Here is a 15,430-nt window from a genome sequence, read left to right on the forward strand (position 1 = left end):
CTGGTGCAACATCTGCCTCGCGTTTTGCGGCCAATGCGCGTATACTCGCGGCAAGACCTAAGGAGGCGTTAGCCATGCATGAGATCCCAGAATCAATGACCCAAGTCGCCGCGCTCGTCGAGGCGGCCAAGCGCAACGGGACTGATGCCGACCCGGACACGATCATCCGGCTCGGCTTGCAAAACTGGATCCAGGAGCTTCTCGACGAAGGCTTCGAAGGTGGTTATCTGACGGCGCACCTGACTGAACACGGGCTACACATCACTGATCCTGTCGGGGCCACCGCTTACCAGGACACGACCACGATCGCGGCGGCGCTGGTGACCGACTTTCAGGCCGACGCACACCGGACATTGATGGCCGTTCAGACACAGATCCGCCACCTCATCACCACCCACCAGATCAAGTTCTGACCCTCAGATCGGCTTGGTGCGCACCCGCGACGCGCTTTTCGCGAGTGTTTTTGTGTGTGACGCCTGTCGAGTCGTCTCACTCGCTTTTTGGGTCACGCGCGACTACACTGAGGGCATCTTAGGAGGCGATACGATGACAAGTTTACCAAGACGGGACCCCTTGACGGATCCCTTGCTGACCCCAGAAAACAGCGTCCTGCTGGTGATCGACTACCAACCCACTCAGATCGAATCGATCCAGTCGATCCCCCACCCGACACTGATCCGTCACATCACGATGACGATCCAGCTCGCCCAAGCCTTTGCGGTGCCGATCATCGTGTCCACCGTCAATGTCGCGACTGGACGCAACCAAGATACGATCGCCCCGCTGCGCCAGGTCCTCGGCCCGACGGCCAGCTATGATCGGACCAGTATCAACGCCTGGGAAGACCAGGGCTTCGTCAACGCGGTCCGCGCGACGAAGCGCACCCACCTGGTCATGGCTGCCTTATGGACCGAAGCCTGCCTGACCTTCCCGGCCCTGGACGCACTGCGGGAGCAGTACCACGTGCATCCGGTCGTCGACGCGGTTGGCGGGACCAGCGTGATCGCGCACGAGACCGCCTTGGGCCGGATCGCGCAGGCCGGGGGTGAACTGGTCACGAACGCCCAGCTCGCCTGTGAGTGGCAGCGCGACTGGAACCGGACCGAGACGGTGCCCGATTTTGTTCGCCTGCTGCTCGCGAATGGTCAATTCGTTCAACTCTGAGGGGAATGGCTTGCCGGCGTCCGATAGAACGCGTACAATACTTCCATCAATGGAGGTCACTTGTATGGAGAAACTCAAAACGCGCCTGGACGCTTTTTCGGATGCGATCATCGCGATCATTATCACGATCATGGTGTTGAACATCCCCCCCGTCTTGCACGACAACCTCAACAATTACCTCGCCTTGGGCAAAAGCGTCGGGATCTTCCTGATCTCGTTTCTGTTCGTGGCGAATATGTGGTACCAGCACGCCACCGCCTTTGCCGAGATCGAAACGATCACGTACCGGATCTTGCTGCTCGACCTCATCTTCCTCGCCCCGCTGTCCCTGATGCCGTTGATGACAGACATGATGGCGATCAACACGACGCGCTGGTCCGTCCTGCTGTACGGCGGACTGCAGTTGCTCGTCAACCTCTTGTTTCGCCTGCTGGCCCGTGCGATCATTCACCACGAGTACACGGACCGCGCCGAGATGAAGCGGGTGTACACCAAGATCTACGGCGACGCCAACCTCGCGTTGAGCGGTTGGAGCGCGATCGCCTTGGTCGTCGCGTATTTTCAGCCACATATCGCGATGCTGTTTTACCTCGCCTACCCGATCTTGATGTTCGTGCTGAGTGCCGACGCACGCCAGCAACTGTCCGATGCGGCCAGCTTGCCGGCTGAGCAGCAAAAGGACTATGAGTCGCTGTCCGCAGCAGGCCGGCGTGATTTTCGCAAGGCGCACCAAGCGATCATGACCGGCACCCCACCAACGGCCGCCCAGCCCAGCGCCGAGCCGTTACCGCGCAACTGGTCGAACTGGCTGGATCAAAACGTTGACCCCAAGCGCCGCCAGATGATCCGCACGCGCTTCGCGCAGTCCTCACCGGAACAGCAAGCGGAGATGCGCCGGTGGTTCGAGGCCTATAAGCACCTGCACGCCAAGCATCAGCGCCAATGACCACGCAAGTGAACAAGGCGTCTGACCCTCCCCAATCGTGGAAGGGCCAGACGCCTTTTACTGACACAGTAACTGCTGGTATAGCGGCGCCAGCGCCTGCACCCGCGCCTGGACGTCGGCCCAGAGCTGCGTCGGATGATCGAACCATGAGCTGTCGGCTAGGTACGTTCGCCCGATCAGAAACTCCGCGCGCTTGACGGTCTCGAAGCGGTGAACCTGTGCATCGAATGCGCGCGCCGTCAGCGGGTGGGCCACCTTGTTCGTGTGGTCGCCGCTCAACTCGAATCCTGCCGGCAAACTGAGCGTTGGCGTGCGTAACGGCGCCAACGACCACGCGTGAGCTTTGCTCTCCCCAAGTAGGGCCAGCCACAGGAACAGGCGATCATCCCATAGCCCCAATTCAAGGTGCGGGACCATCTTATATCCCCGGTGAGAGGCGGACAGGGCCAACCACGTGTCCGGCGGCGGAAACTTGTACCGCCTTAAGTGTTTGGCAATGTGGACTGTTTGGTCCGGCACGCCAGCAGCCGCCAACTGGGCCACCAGCTGCTGGCCAGCCTGCTCGAATTTGGGGTCAAGGTCACGGCGGATCAACGCCAGACGCCCGGGCAATGTCGGCGCTTCAAATACTGCAAAATCTTCACGTTCAAACACCTGATCACTCCTATGCTATACTTGAGGCAAACTCTTCTGGAGGTCCCCCATGGCAGATCAAGATGATCTACAAACCCGTCTGAACAACCGTCTCTACGGCGCTCCGCAGACGAACCCGGACGAACGCCGGCATTACCTTGGCTCGTTGCGCGAGCGCGCAGCGCTGTTCATCACCAACGACGAGATGACAACGGCCGCGGCGCTGCCCGCAGTCAAGCGCGCGATCGCCACACATCGTGGTGACCCGCACTTCAAGCTCCTGCTGAATGGCAAGCTCAGTCCCGCCCTCACGGCCCCGTTCATGGCCGCCGCTAACCAAGCCGACTTTCCGTTCACGCTAGTCAATGATGAGACCGCCAGCGAAGCCGCGACTGGCTGTGGGGCGCTGATCACCAGCGACCAGGCGATCGAGCAGTCAGAGATCCGTCTCACCACCACGCCACCCAAGCCGCAAGATCAGGATAAACCGACAGGGTTCTTTGCGCGCTTCTTCGACTGAACGGCGCAATGAAAGGTCAGCTTGGATGGTGACAGAAGGCCTTCCTGAGGGCTGACAGATCGCGTCACCCGCGCTAGGTAACCCCCTTGGACCTGGCGTCGGACGCTCAGCGCCGGCCCTTGGCGCATCACGCAGCTGGATGCGTCGGGCCCAAGCCTGGGAACGTGATTATGGTCACGTCTCAGGCTTTTTTTGAGTCGTTGGCCCAAACAACGCCGCCACCACGCTGGGGGCAACGGCCCGGGGTGACCCGATCGTCGGCGTCAAGTGCGGAGCCATGCGCGGCTGTAAGCTGACGCTGAGGACCTTCGCCAGCTCTGGGTGTTCCGCCGTCCACGGTTGATACCGGTTCACCAAGACCATATCGACTGCCGCCACTTGCACCCCAAGCGCGGTGGCGGCGGCAAGGGCTAAGTTCCGGTAGCTGTCGTCCAGCTCGTCGGTCACATCGATCGTTGTGCCATCGGTCACGCGCGCGTGTCCGCGCAAGCGCACCTCGTGCCCACGCAGGGGCACAGTCGCTTCGTCAGCGCCCTGTGCGGCCAATGTCGCGACCGCGTCAGCATCCAGACTCACCCCACGCCGCTGGGCCAACGCGGCGATCGTCTGTCGGCCGTCGCCAACGAGGCTGGGGGGCTCGCATTCCAAGGCCGCAACGACCCGTCCGGCCACGACGACACAACGCACCACTGTCCCCGGCGCGAAGAGCTCGACGAGCACATCGCCGAAGGTGGCCGCCACATCGAAGGCGTGCGCGAATGCGGCCGCGGTCGGTGGCAGGGGGAACACACTGACTCCCTGGCCGTCGTGTCCGGCATTAGGCTTCACCACCAGGCTCTTGTGCGCAAGGCCCTGCTTAAAATCCGCCTGTGCCGCTGCCCACGTGTGGTACACCGTGCCACGCGAGAGCGGTAATCCCGCGGCGCCCAGTCGCATTTTCTGCGCCTGCTTGCGGTCAGTCAGCGCAATCGCGACAGCCGGATCCAAGGCGGTCAACGACCCGCCTTGGACCACTTCGACGCGCGCCCCATCTGTCAGCTCGATCAACTCCTGGTCAGCATCCAGGACACGCACCCGTAAGCCGGTCCGGTACGCCGCGATCAGTAGCAGTTGGGTCTCACGGCTCAACGCGGCCGCGCCGGGCAGCGGCGCGACCAGCGGATCGACCGCCAGTGCAGTGGGCGCACCCGATGCCAGTGTCATCACAGGCGCTGCGACACCCCACGCCGCCATTCCCGCAACGAGTCCGCCACTCGGGGCCGTCATCATGAACCACGGTAACGCCTGCAGCCAGGTCAAGGCGGCAGGCGTCACGCCAGTCGCCCCTGCCAGTGCCGCCAACTGGCCGACGCGCAGCGCCGCGATCGGGCGCGCCCCGTGTCCTGGGACCTGTTGTAGGGCTACCTCAGGGCGCGCCGCCTGACTGCCCCATGCCCCAGCGAGCGCGTCACGATGCTGTGCGGTCGCCACGGCCAGTTGCCGGTACAGTGTGTTGCGAAACGTCAGGTAATCGACCTGAGCGGCCGAGGCGCCTGTAGCGTACAAGCGTTCAAACAGGCCCTCCGGGAGTTGCAAGGCGACGGTCACCTGCGGCACACTCAGCGCAGTCGCTGGCATTGACGCCAAAAGCGCCGCCAGCTGATCGGTCAGCGCGACGGTGTCCGCCGATGCATCCGTGGTGACCGTGACATGCGTTGCCGTGTGGGTGATGTAGGCGCCTTGAGGCCCTTCACCAGGGCCAGGAAACGTCAGGGTCACCTGCAATCGCGTCTGTGCGATCAGCGGGGTCAACCCAAGGTCGACCACCTGTTGCCACATCGTTGCCATACTCATCCTCCTATTTTGACCTACAGATAGCCTACCACGTTTTGACTTGTGCCGGGCGACTTGTATACTTGAAAGGAGAAAGGATGTGGCCCACATGCAACAACCCCTCGCCTACCGGATGCGCCCGACGACCCTCGATGAAGTCGTCGGTCAGGCGCACCTCGTCGGGCCAGACCAGATCATTCGGCGCATGGTCGCCGCGCACCGCCTATCCTCGATGATCCTGTACGGGCCGCCAGGCACAGGCAAGACCAGCATCGCCAGTGCGATCGCCGGGTCGACTAAGTACGCGTTTCGCATGCTCAACGCCGCGACCGACACGAAAAAATCACTTCAGATCGTCGCAGAAGAGGCCAAAATGAGCGGAACTGTGATCCTCCTGCTGGATGAGATCCACCGCTTGGACAAAACGAAACAGGACTTCTTGCTCCCGCACCTTGAGTCAGGTCGGATCGTGCTGATCGGCGCAACGACAGAGAACCCGTACATGAGCATCCTCCCGGCGATCCGGTCCCGCACCCAGATCTTCCAAGTGTTCCCGCTCACCGCAGATGATATCGGCCAGGCGGTGGACCGCGCCTTGGCAGACCAGACGCGTGGGCTTGGGCAGTACCCCGTCGTGTTAGACCCAGACGCACGCACGTTCCTGCTGTCCGCGACCAACGGCGACCTGCGAAGCGCACTCAACGCACTCGAGTTGGCCACTTTATCGACCCCAGAAGTCGCCGGGCACATCACCCTGACCGCCGCCGTGATGCACCAATCCCTCCAACAGCGCGCGCTCGACGGTGATGCCAACGGGGACGCGCACTACGACCTGATCTCGGCGTTTCAAAAATCGATTCGCGGCTCTGACGTCAACGCTGCGCTGCATTACCTGGCGCGCCTGATCGAAATCGGGGACCTGCCCAGCATCATGCGGCGACTGCTTGTGATCGCATACGAAGACATCGGCCTGGCCAATCCCCAGACGGCTAACCGAACGCTGACCGCGATCCAGGCCGCAGAGCGCCTTGGCTTACCGGAGGGCCGCATCCCCTTAGCCAACGCCGTGATCGACCTGTGTCTCGCCCCCAAAAGCGACACGGCGATCACTGCGATCGATGCCGCCCTCGCAGATGTGCGCGCGGGCAAGAGCGGCCCGATCCCAGCGGATCTACGCGACGCCCATTACCAAGGGGCGGCCGCCCTCGGCCATGGGGTGGGCTACAAGCTCCCGCACGACTATCCAGGCGGCTGGGTCCGGCAGCAGTACCTGCCAGACCAACTGCGACAGGTGCGCTACTACCAGCCCAAGGCCACCGGTAATTACGAACGTGCACTGGCGCAGCGCCTCGAGCAGCTCCACCAGATGCAACGGGGCTCGTGAGCGGTTCCAAGCGCGCCACGACGCGCTTAGACGAGGCGCTGTTCTTGCACATTCACCACAAGCGTGCTAGGATAGAACCATGGAAGTTACCTAAGGTGTGCGCGCTTCCCTGTTATCAGTTGACCGAACAGTTTCGAGACCTTGGGACTGGAAGTGGCGGTCGCCGTGCTGTTATCTCACTTAACGGCTAACGCGGTCGTCGTCTGGGCCCACTTGCTAATCAGCGGGTTTCAACGATTTGGGAAGAGAACGGCACCAATTAGCCTTTCATAAAGTCATGACTTGGAGTCGGCGCAAATGCCGGCTTTTTTTGTCGACTGCCGCACAGCCTGCGACAGTCGTGCACCACCAATGGTTATTCGGTATAATGAACTTAACCTCAGATACGGAAAGGACCCTCACCTTGATCACGTCACTATTTATCTGCTTTGCGCTCCTGCAACTCGTCTTAGCGCTGTACCTCTTGAACCACCGCCACGAACGCTTTTTGACGCTCAAAGAAGTCCCAGCCAACGTGCGCCACGACCTCACCTTGTTCGCCTTTGCGTTCATTGCCAGCGCGGTGGTCGCCGGGCTGGCCGCAGCTACCGGCATCGGCGGGATGCAGATCGTCGCCTTGATCCTCGCCGCCCTGATCACCACGGCGCTGGGGCTGATGATCCCGAAGTATCTGGGTTGAGCGGGACCGTTTCTTTTGGCCCGTCAATCGGTTACAATTAAGGTAAAGAGGTGATTGACATGCTCCAACAATACAAACACATTTTAGTCGCGATCGACGGCTCATACGAGTCTGAGCTGGCGTTCCAAAAGGCCGTCGCCGTCGCCAAACGCAACCACAGTGAATTGTTCTTGATCCACATCGTCGACACCCGTGCTTTCCAGAATGTCTCAAGCTTCGATTCCGCCATGGTCGAACAAGTGACCGAGACCGCGAAGCAGACGATGGATGGTTACATCGAACAGGCCCACAAGGCGGGCTTGCAGGACGTGTCTTACACCATCGAATACGGCGCGCCTAAGACGATCATTGCCCGCGACGTCCCGAAGCAAAAAGCAATCGACCTGATCATGATCGGTGCGACCGGCCTCAATGCCGTTGAACGCCTGCTGATCGGCAGCGTGACGGAGTACGTCACCCGCAACGCGCTGTGTGACGTGCTTGTCGTCCGCACCGACTTGAACAACCAGCCAGCGCTCGCCTCGACCAAGAAGCCCCGCCCACAAGCAGAAGATTGACCACTGGGACCGCGCGTTTGTGCGGTCCTTTTTTGAATAGGAGGCTCACTATGTCAGACTTTTACGCGCTCACCGCGACCCTGGAGGACGGAACGACCTACCCGCTTTCGCGCTATCGCGGCCGGCCGATCATCATCGTGAACACGGCGACCAAGTGCGGATTTGCCCCACAGTTCGAACAGCTTCAGGCCCTATACGCCAAGTACCAGGCGCAAGGCCTCGTGATCCTAGGCTTTCCGTCCGACCAGTTTCACCAAGAACTCGCGAATGGCGCGGAAGCGGCGGAAGCCTGCCGGACCACATGGGGCGTGACCTTCCCGATGCACCAGATGCTCGCCGTCAACGGCGAACAGACCGACCCACTCTTTGCTTGGCTCAAAGCGGCCGCCCCTGGGGCCTTGGGCCAGACAGTCAAGTGGAACTTCACCAAGTTTCTCGTCGACCGCGACGGCCAAACGGTCACCCGCTTCGCACCCAAGACGGCGCCTGAGAAAATGATCCCCGCCATCGAGGCGGCCTTGGCCGCACCAGCGTCTCACTGACCGGCAACACAAGCGCCTAGATCAAACGCCTCCTTGCCCACCACGTTAGACGTGGTGGGCAAGGAGGCGTTTTTGCGCGTCATCCCGCGGCGACCAATTCAGCTTGCAGGGCGTTAACGAGTTGATCGCTCTGCGTCACCCGGGCCAGCGCCAGAGCGATCTGATACGCTTCGGGGGCCTTGGCATCACCGAGCTTCATCAGCGACCGCGCACGCAACGCGTACAACTCGTCGAGCAGAAACAGGCTATCGTGCTTCACCGCGATCGCGATCCCGTTTTGAATGTGCTGTAGCGCGCCCGTGTATTCCCCCAACTCATAGTAGATCCGCGCGATGTGCCAGAAGATCGTCAGCTCGATATCGAGGTAACGGCTTTCGGTCAACGGGATCTGCTTCAATAAGCGCAGGGCCTCATCGATATACACCCGTGCCCGCTCCGTCGTCCCCTTCTCAGCGTAGGCCAACCCGAGCCCGAGCGTCGCCATGATCGCCGGAAGATCGCGATAATTGACCGTCAGCGGATTCAAGACGCGCCCGAAGTAATAGATCGCCTCATCCTGATCGCGGTTGACGAACAGCTCGACCATCCCTTGATAGTAAAAGTAGCGCTTCGTCTCCTCCTCACCGTTCAGCCGTGCCTGGCGGACCTGCTTCAGCTTCTCGCCGGCCTCGACATAGTCGCCGTGGCGGATCAGGGTATCGACCTCATTCAGCGTGCGCTGAATATGGTTATGGTTCTCGATCACAATGTCTTCCAGGGAGATCCCGAGGCGGTTGATCAGGCGCAGCAGGATGTTCATGCTCGGCACCTTATTGCGCTTCTCGATCAGACTGATCGTCGCCTGCGTGCAGATCCCCTTTGCCAACTCGGCTTGTGACAGCCCCTTGAGCTTGCGGTAATAGCGCACCTTCTCACCCAAGATGCGAAGCGCTGGCTGTGATTTTTGCATCTGTTCCACTCCCTCTATCGGCCGAATGGGCCTGTCGCTTACACACTCTTTTCCATAACGATATTATACTTAACATTATGATTTTTGGCTACTTTTCTTGAAAGTTAGTCATTTAACAAGATAATATAAATCATTTTATCTTAATAATATATGTGAATCGCATGACAAGCCCATCAAAAAAATCGTCACCGAGGTTCGGCAACGATCGGATCGAGCCGCCTCACACTAAGGCGAACCCACTCTCATCGAACTGTCATGACAGGGTCAGCTGGTCTGGACCAACGCCGTGATCGCACTCAGACTTGCGACGCGCCAAGTCGCCGCTGATTGATCCTGTTGCAAGCGCGGGTCGCGGATCGGCACCGCGGCGACCCGTAACCCGGCCGCGCGGGCGGCTTGGATGCCGATCTGGGAATCCTCGACGGCTATCGCTTGTTCCGCGTTGAGGTCGAGTGCCCGCAAAGCCGCTTGGTAAACCGCAGGGTCCGGCTTGGAGCGGACAAAGTCCAGCCCTGAAATGATCACGTCCAGGTACGGTGCCAGTTGCGTCTGCGCCGCCATCTGGGCGATCTGCGCCTGATCTGAGGCAGACGCGATCGCCACACGCAGGCCGTGTGCCTTCAACCACTGCATCAGCGGGCGCGCGGCGGGATCGACGATCTGGCCGTAATCCAGTGCCCGGGCGCGCCGAAAAGCATGATAGCCGGCAGTCAGCTTCGCGTACACCGCTGCCGGGCGATCAGGCAGAAGCGCCGGCCAGGTCTGCCCGAGGTTCCGGCCGATCAACCCCGCCACCTGTGCGGGAGTCAGCTCAAGGCCGATCTGCGCAAAGTAAGCGAGCCGATCATCAAGCGTGATCGGCTCGGAGTCGACCAACACGCCGTCCATATCAAAAATCACTGCTTCGACCATCATCACCTCAATATAAGTCGATAATCTTCTGGAGATAATCGACAACGACCTTCGGGAGGTCCGCCCGCATCAGCAGTGCTTCTAGCAACCGTGAGCGGTTGTACCAGCGGTTCCAAAACGCCAGCGTCTCTTGCGGCCGCATGTCCTTCAACCGGTTCTGCCACGCAGTCAAGCACATCACCTGGGACTCCGCAAAGAACTGATGCTTGGCCGCTAGGTTGACAAGGTAGCTCGCCACGCGCTGATCTTCACCGAACACCAGCGCATCCGAGTTGCGCTGCCAGCCTTCAAAGATCGTCGCCATCAGGAACACTTTTTCACCGCGCGTCAGCACTGGCACCTGCGTCAGCTCGTCGGCTAGGTTGGCAATGTGCGTGTAGGCATGGGCCCACCCGGCCCCCTGCACATAACCACGGCCGTCTTGCTCCAGCACGACATACGTGGCCAAGGTGACCAGCAACTGCTGGTAATCGGCCTGCGCCAGCAAGTGATACCGATTCAGGTCGGCATAGACCAGTCCAGACAAGAGCATTACCGCGAAGCTTCGCTGGAAGACCCCGTCATTCTCCGGTTCAAGGATGTGGGCAAACAGCACGTCTTCCGATTGGAACCAGTCGAACAACCAGCGGACCTGTGCGGCCGTGAACGCATCCGCCTGGAACAAGTCGCTCATCAGGAAAAAGACCCCCTTATCCCGAACGGCCGGGTTGCGACTCGCTAAGTGATCGACCAAAAAGGCGAGCTCCTCATCACTCACGGCTGGCTCTTTGTCGTTTTTGATCCGCAAACTGATGGTCTGGATCCGCGCGAGAGCACGGATATCGTCGCTGGGCAGGACCACGGGCGTCGGGTTCTGACGTGCGACACCAGCCATCACGCCTGCGATCGCCGTGGGCAGCTTGGTGAACACCTTGCCCGCCAGCAGGCCGTCGCGCAGCCCCTGCATCTGTTGGCGCACGCGTTGTGATTCTTCCGTCATCTGTTCATCGTTCCTTTCAGTCCGCGCCCGCTCACAAGAGGATCGGCCGCGTGATCTTATCCGTCGGATGGGCCAAGACCCAACCGAAGTCATCTGCATGCGCGTCCCGCTTGATGCGCACGCCTGGCTGCGCCATGATCGTGAATGGATAATCATGCGCAAGTGCCTGTTTCATGTACGCTTCGATCATCTGTGGCATCATGCGCCCGTTGAGCGTGATCCGGTAGCCAGGATACCGCGAGAGCACCTGATCGAGCAGTGCCATCACGCGTGGATCGTGCAGTTGGCGGATCGTAACGGCCATGGCGACCCGATCGCGAAAGTTACCCAAAAAAGCACGCTTCTCATCCGGATGCAACGTGGGGATCCCCAGCGCCTTGGCCTTGATGAACTGATTCAGATCGTCTGTCATCTGCAACCCCTCCGTTCGGCCTCATTATACCAAACTCTGTGCAAGCGCCCAAACCCGACGCCGACGACCAAAAAGACTTCCACCCAGGTTGTGGGTAGAAGTCTTAGGGTGGCTTTAGTGGCCAGCGATCCGTGCGAGGTAGGCGTCAAAGCGCGCAGGCTCGCTGTTCCACGGCGCACGCGGCGCCTGGTCGGCCAGTCGGGCTTCATCGATATGCACCTGGATCTCATCCCAACGTGCCCCGTGATGCGCGACCAAGTTGGCCATCAGCGCCAGCATCGCATCACGATCCGTGGGTTTGGCTTGGGCCAGTTGGGTGTAAAAGCGGATGATCGACTGCGCGAGTGCCTTCGCGTAAGTTGCCGGCGCGATCGCCTTCAGCTGCGTGAAGTAACGGTCCATCATGCGGACCCACTCTGGTGTAACAGCGCGTGCGACCGGCGCCAACACCGCTTCAGACACCGTTCGGCCGAGAAACTGCGCGCACGCGATCACGTCCACCGGCTGTATGTGGCCAGTCGCCGCGGCCTCCGCCAGACGCGCAACTAACTCCTCGGTATAGTCGCCGAACGGTTCGAATGCGATCTGTGCCTGCATCAGTAGCGCCCGGTTGAACCACCGACCACGCAGCAAACGGGTCGTCTCGTCGACCTGATAGGTCACCTCACGCGTCGGGGCCATTTGCTGCGTCAGCAACGTGCCGGCAAGCAACTGGGCCTCAGGATGGGCCCGAGCCACCGTGAAAAAGCGCTGCAGGACGTCGATCTGGTTCAGTTGCATATTCGGCCCCATGAACATCACGAACTGCCCCGTGGCGATCATCAGCCCTTGCTGCAAGGCTGCCGGCCAAGACCAGATTCGTGCAGGCTTGATGTAGCGGAACTTCAAGTGATTGAACAGCCGCAGCGGCTCTAAATCATCCAGCTGGTAGCGCCCGTTATCGATCAAGATCACCTCGACCTGGCGAAAATCGATCCCTAGCTGGTTATTCAGTGAGGACAGCGGGATACTGAGATCGGCCGCAGTGGCCGAATCGGCCGCGATAATGATGCTGATTAGCTTGTCCATGCTTGCTCCTCCAGCCACGCGGTGTACGCGGGCAATCCGGCCAGCGATAGCGCTGGCCACTGCAGTCGGCGGTTTTGGAGCCGCCGAGTCGCGATCGCCTGCACCAGGCGTGCCGCGCCCGGTCGCCGCCAAAACTCAATGTTTTCAACTAATAATAGTCTAACCTGACGCCGAACCGCGTTCAAGCGCGCGGGGGGATAAATTTGAGCATGCACGTAGACGTCCCCGAGGCACTCGTAAAAGTCATGTCCACACCGTTGCGGCGCATGCGTCCGCAAAAACTGCAGGCGCATGCGCTGCGCCTCGACCCAGACCTCCATCGCACTCGCCATCGCGTGGTGATCACGGCGCCCCGTCGAGGCCTGGTTCAGGCGCCAGATGTACGCGGGCTGCGTCAGCGTCGCGACCGTTGCGGCCAGGTCCACGGCAAGGCTGACGAAGTACAGGTCCTCATAGACCCGCAAGGCGGGATGCCAACGCAACCCCAGTGCGTCAAGGTAAGCGCGGCGGTACGCCTTCGCGTACGCAGCAGACCGATCGATGCTTGCATGCGGGATGTACGTGATGCCCTGATCCTTGACCTCCTGCCAAAAAGGGGCTGTGATCACATCCGGGGCTTGACGAGCAGCGCGTTCGAAGGCATTCAAGACTATTGGGCTGGCCAACAGATCATCCGCATCGATGAACATCAGGTAGTCGCCGCACGCCTGATCCATCCCATACTGGCGGGCAACACCGGCCCCAGCGTTAGTCGTCAACGTCAAGTGACGGACGGGATAGCGCGTCAAAAGGCGCTGAGGGGCTGCCGGCCCACCATCATTGACCAATAAGATCTCGATCGCGGTCAGATCGATCCCGATCTGCGCCATCACCGAATCGAGCGCACGTTCGAGGTCCGCGCCGTACGCCAGGTGATACGGAATAATCAGGCTTAGCCATGGTCGGCTCACGCTTGTCCCCTCGATTCTTCGAATGCCAGGCGCAGAATCTGATCCTGTGCCTTCAGATAGCGCTCAACCCCGTCCACTGCGGCCCCCGCATAACGCTTGCCTGGCTGAGCCAGCTCGCTGATCCGCGCCCAGATCCGTTGTTTCGCCGACGGGTTCCAGAGTTGTCGGTTGGCCACCAGTAGGCGTGTATGCGCCGCACGAAAGGCGGGCACATCCGCCGGTACATATTGCCGAGTGCGGAAGTAAAGATCCGCCATGTAGGTGTCAAAATCACGCGACCAGACCTGTGGTTTTTGGGCGTGCATCACCGCAAGTGCAGCCTGATTCGCACGCGCCCAGTCGTGAAGTTGATGGTCAAAGGCGTGATGGTCACGCCGCACCGTCGACACCGGATTCCAGAGCCAGACATAGACCGACCGATCCAGATAAGAGATATCCGTCGCCAACTCACAGACACAGCCAACAAAGTAGGTGTCCTCAAAGATCCGCAGATCCGGTAACCAGCGCACCCCGCTCGCAACCAGATACGCACGATTGTACAGTTTGCCATACGCTGCTTTCCAATCATGCGCCGCTGAGCATTCGTAGTGGAACTCTTGCCCCACGCGGCGTTGCTTCGTGTACCGCGCGATGACCAGCTGATGGGCTTGCGTCGCCACGACCTGTAGCATATCGCGAAGCACGAAAACATCTGCCAAAACGTCGTCGGCATCGAGAAACATCACGTAGCGCCCACGGGTCTGATCGATCCCGACCTGCCGGGCAACACCTGCACCACGACTCGGGCGATAGGTCACCTGCCGTGCGGACGTCTGAGACAAGCACGCGGTGACTTCAGCCGGCAGGCGGTCGACCCCGTCGCCGACCAGCAAAACTTCGATCGTCGACCAATCCACGCCGATCTGATTATTTAAACTCGTCAACATGCGCGTAATCTGTGTGATCGTTTCACGACGAAACGGCATAATGATCGAAAGTTGTTTTTCCATGGCTAACGCCTCACTTCTCATATGTATGAACAAGCTGCCCACCCTTGATATCACTGAGGGTAGCAGCTCGTTCGGGACTCACTTCACCGTGAGCTTAGTACAACGCTTCATCGTCGCGGCGCTTCTTCGCAACTGCGAAAGCTGCCATTGCTTCCATGATCGTCAGACCAACACCTGCAGCGATCAACTCGTTGTCGGTGTGTTCACCAGTTTGTGGTAACGTTGCGTGATCTTGACTGGTCGTTCGAGCACCTGCAGTTGACACGCCCGGTGTGACATGCGCCATAAGCTGCGGGCCCTGCGTCGTCGGCTGTTGATTGCCAGTCCGACCATCATGATCTTGCGGTTGATCACCAGTAGCGCTTGGTGTGCTTGGCTCAGTCGGCTGACCAGGCTGATTGTCATCCGTCTGCGGATCCCCACCGTCGTCAACGTCACCAGGCTGCGTCGTTGAGTCATCCTCCGACGGGTCGTAGTAGACAGGGTCCGGTGAACCGGCAACTGTCCGCTGCGTTTCACCGCCATCGACTTCACCAGGTTCACCTGGCTGCGTCGTTGAGTCATCCTCTGACGGATCATAGTAGACAGGGTCCGGTGAACCGGCAACCGTCCGCTGCGTTTCACCGCCATCGACTTCACCAGGTTCACCCGGCTGTGTCATTGAGTCATCCTCTGACGGATCATAGTAGACAGGGTCCGGCGAACCGGCAACCGTGATGACCGTCCGACCACCATCTGTCGGCGTGTAGTCACCAGATGGATCATAGTACACCGGATCCCCAACCATCGTGACGGTGATTGTTTCATTTTCAGTTACTGGCAAGGTGAGCGACGGATCGCCGGTCTCGCCTTTGTCGCCGGTCTCGCCTTTGTCGCCGGTTGAACCCTTGTCGCCGGTCTCACCTTTGTCGCCGGTCTCGCCTTTGTCGCCGGT

Annotated in this window: 18 protein-coding genes; 8 read left to right on the forward strand and 10 right to left on the reverse strand. The window is 60.2% G+C overall.

The features are described 5' to 3' along the window. Positions 1–74 precede the first annotated feature (74 nt). The 3 genes from HII33_RS09915 (at position 75) to HII33_RS09925 (ending at position 2,110) form a co-directional block, all read left to right on the forward strand. A complete protein-coding gene (locus HII33_RS09915; RefSeq protein ID WP_179395633.1) occupies positions 75–413 on the forward strand; it encodes a hypothetical protein in 339 nt (112 codons plus the stop codon). A gap of 133 nt (positions 414–546) precedes the next feature. Then, positions 547–1,164, forward strand: coding sequence for an isochorismatase family protein (locus HII33_RS09920; RefSeq protein WP_179395634.1), 618 nt, complete (start codon positions 547–549; stop codon positions 1,162–1,164). Between the two features lie 64 nt (positions 1,165–1,228). Next, on the forward strand, positions 1,229–2,110 hold the full coding sequence (locus HII33_RS09925; RefSeq protein ID WP_179395635.1) for a TMEM175 family protein: 882 nt from the start codon (positions 1,229–1,231) through the stop codon (positions 2,108–2,110). A gap of 57 nt (positions 2,111–2,167) precedes the next feature. Here the strand turns inward: HII33_RS09925 and HII33_RS09930 are convergent, their stop codons facing one another. After that, positions 2,168–2,764 carry a DUF1054 family protein gene (locus HII33_RS09930; RefSeq protein WP_179395636.1) on the reverse strand — a complete coding sequence of 199 codons (597 nt, stop codon included), beginning with the start codon at positions 2,762–2,764 and terminating at the stop codon, positions 2,168–2,170. Positions 2,765–2,813: 49 nt separating this feature from the next. Here HII33_RS09930 and HII33_RS09935 point away from each other — a divergent pair, with 49 nt between their 5' ends. After that, positions 2,814–3,263, forward strand: a complete 450-nt coding sequence (locus HII33_RS09935; protein ID WP_179395637.1) for a YueI family protein — start codon at positions 2,814–2,816, stop codon at positions 3,261–3,263. A gap of 174 nt (positions 3,264–3,437) precedes the next feature. Here the strand turns inward: HII33_RS09935 and HII33_RS09940 are convergent, their stop codons facing one another. Next, on the reverse strand, positions 3,438–5,090 hold the full coding sequence (locus tag HII33_RS09940; protein ID WP_179395638.1) for a hypothetical protein: 1,653 nt from the start codon (positions 5,088–5,090) through the stop codon (positions 3,438–3,440). Between the two features lie 94 nt (positions 5,091–5,184). Here HII33_RS09940 and HII33_RS09945 point away from each other — a divergent pair, with 94 nt between their 5' ends. The 4 genes from HII33_RS09945 (at position 5,185) to HII33_RS09960 (ending at position 8,237) form a co-directional block, all read left to right on the forward strand. Next, positions 5,185–6,459, forward strand: coding sequence for a replication-associated recombination protein A (locus tag HII33_RS09945; RefSeq protein WP_179395639.1), 1,275 nt, complete (start codon positions 5,185–5,187; stop codon positions 6,457–6,459). A gap of 403 nt (positions 6,460–6,862) precedes the next feature. Next, positions 6,863–7,138, forward strand: coding sequence for a hypothetical protein (locus tag HII33_RS09950; protein ID WP_179395640.1), 276 nt, complete (start codon positions 6,863–6,865; stop codon positions 7,136–7,138). Positions 7,139–7,197: 59 nt separating this feature from the next. Further along, on the forward strand, positions 7,198–7,695 hold the full coding sequence (locus tag HII33_RS09955; RefSeq protein WP_179395641.1) for a universal stress protein: 498 nt from the start codon (positions 7,198–7,200) through the stop codon (positions 7,693–7,695). A 50-nt stretch (positions 7,696–7,745) separates the two neighbouring features. Beyond that, the gene (locus HII33_RS09960) at positions 7,746–8,237 is read left to right on the forward strand and encodes a glutathione peroxidase (protein WP_179395642.1); all 492 of its coding nucleotides are present in this window, start codon (positions 7,746–7,748) and stop codon (positions 8,235–8,237) included. Between the two features lie 79 nt (positions 8,238–8,316). Here the strand turns inward: HII33_RS09960 and HII33_RS09965 are convergent, their stop codons facing one another. The 8 genes from HII33_RS09965 to HII33_RS10000 all read right to left on the reverse strand — a co-directional run. After that, positions 8,317–9,186, reverse strand: coding sequence for a helix-turn-helix domain-containing protein (locus HII33_RS09965; protein WP_179395643.1), 870 nt, complete (start codon positions 9,184–9,186; stop codon positions 8,317–8,319). 264 nt (positions 9,187–9,450) lie between these two features. Then, positions 9,451–10,098, reverse strand: a complete 648-nt coding sequence (locus tag HII33_RS09970) for an HAD family hydrolase (RefSeq protein WP_179395644.1) — start codon at positions 10,096–10,098, stop codon at positions 9,451–9,453. Positions 10,099–10,105: 7 nt separating this feature from the next. After that, positions 10,106–11,077, reverse strand: a complete 972-nt coding sequence (locus HII33_RS09975; protein ID WP_179395645.1) for a DUF2785 domain-containing protein — start codon at positions 11,075–11,077, stop codon at positions 10,106–10,108. 31 nt (positions 11,078–11,108) lie between these two features. Further along, a complete protein-coding gene (locus tag HII33_RS09980) occupies positions 11,109–11,489 on the reverse strand; it encodes a DUF1694 domain-containing protein (RefSeq protein WP_179395646.1) in 381 nt (126 codons plus the stop codon). A gap of 114 nt (positions 11,490–11,603) precedes the next feature. Next, the gene (locus tag HII33_RS09985) at positions 11,604–12,557 is read right to left on the reverse strand and encodes a glycosyltransferase family A protein (RefSeq protein ID WP_179395647.1); all 954 of its coding nucleotides are present in this window, start codon (positions 12,555–12,557) and stop codon (positions 11,604–11,606) included. Further along, on the reverse strand, positions 12,545–13,507 hold the full coding sequence (locus HII33_RS09990) for a glycosyltransferase (RefSeq protein ID WP_179395648.1): 963 nt from the start codon (positions 13,505–13,507) through the stop codon (positions 12,545–12,547). Before HII33_RS09990 ends, HII33_RS09985 begins: the two co-directional genes overlap by 13 nt. Next, complete coding sequence (locus tag HII33_RS09995) at positions 13,504–14,496, reverse strand: glycosyltransferase family 2 protein (RefSeq protein WP_179395649.1); 993 nt, start codon at positions 14,494–14,496, stop codon at positions 13,504–13,506. The genes HII33_RS09990 and HII33_RS09995 overlap by 4 nt, the downstream gene beginning before the upstream one ends. A gap of 94 nt (positions 14,497–14,590) precedes the next feature. Further along, a partial coding sequence (locus tag HII33_RS10000) for an LPXTG cell wall anchor domain-containing protein (protein WP_179395650.1) occupies positions 14,591–15,430 on the reverse strand: 840 nt, incomplete at its 5' end.

It is taken from the genome of Lacticaseibacillus absianus (genome assembly GCF_013407595.1).
Taxonomy (GTDB): Bacteria; Bacillota; Bacilli; order Lactobacillales; family Lactobacillaceae; genus Lacticaseibacillus; species Lacticaseibacillus absianus.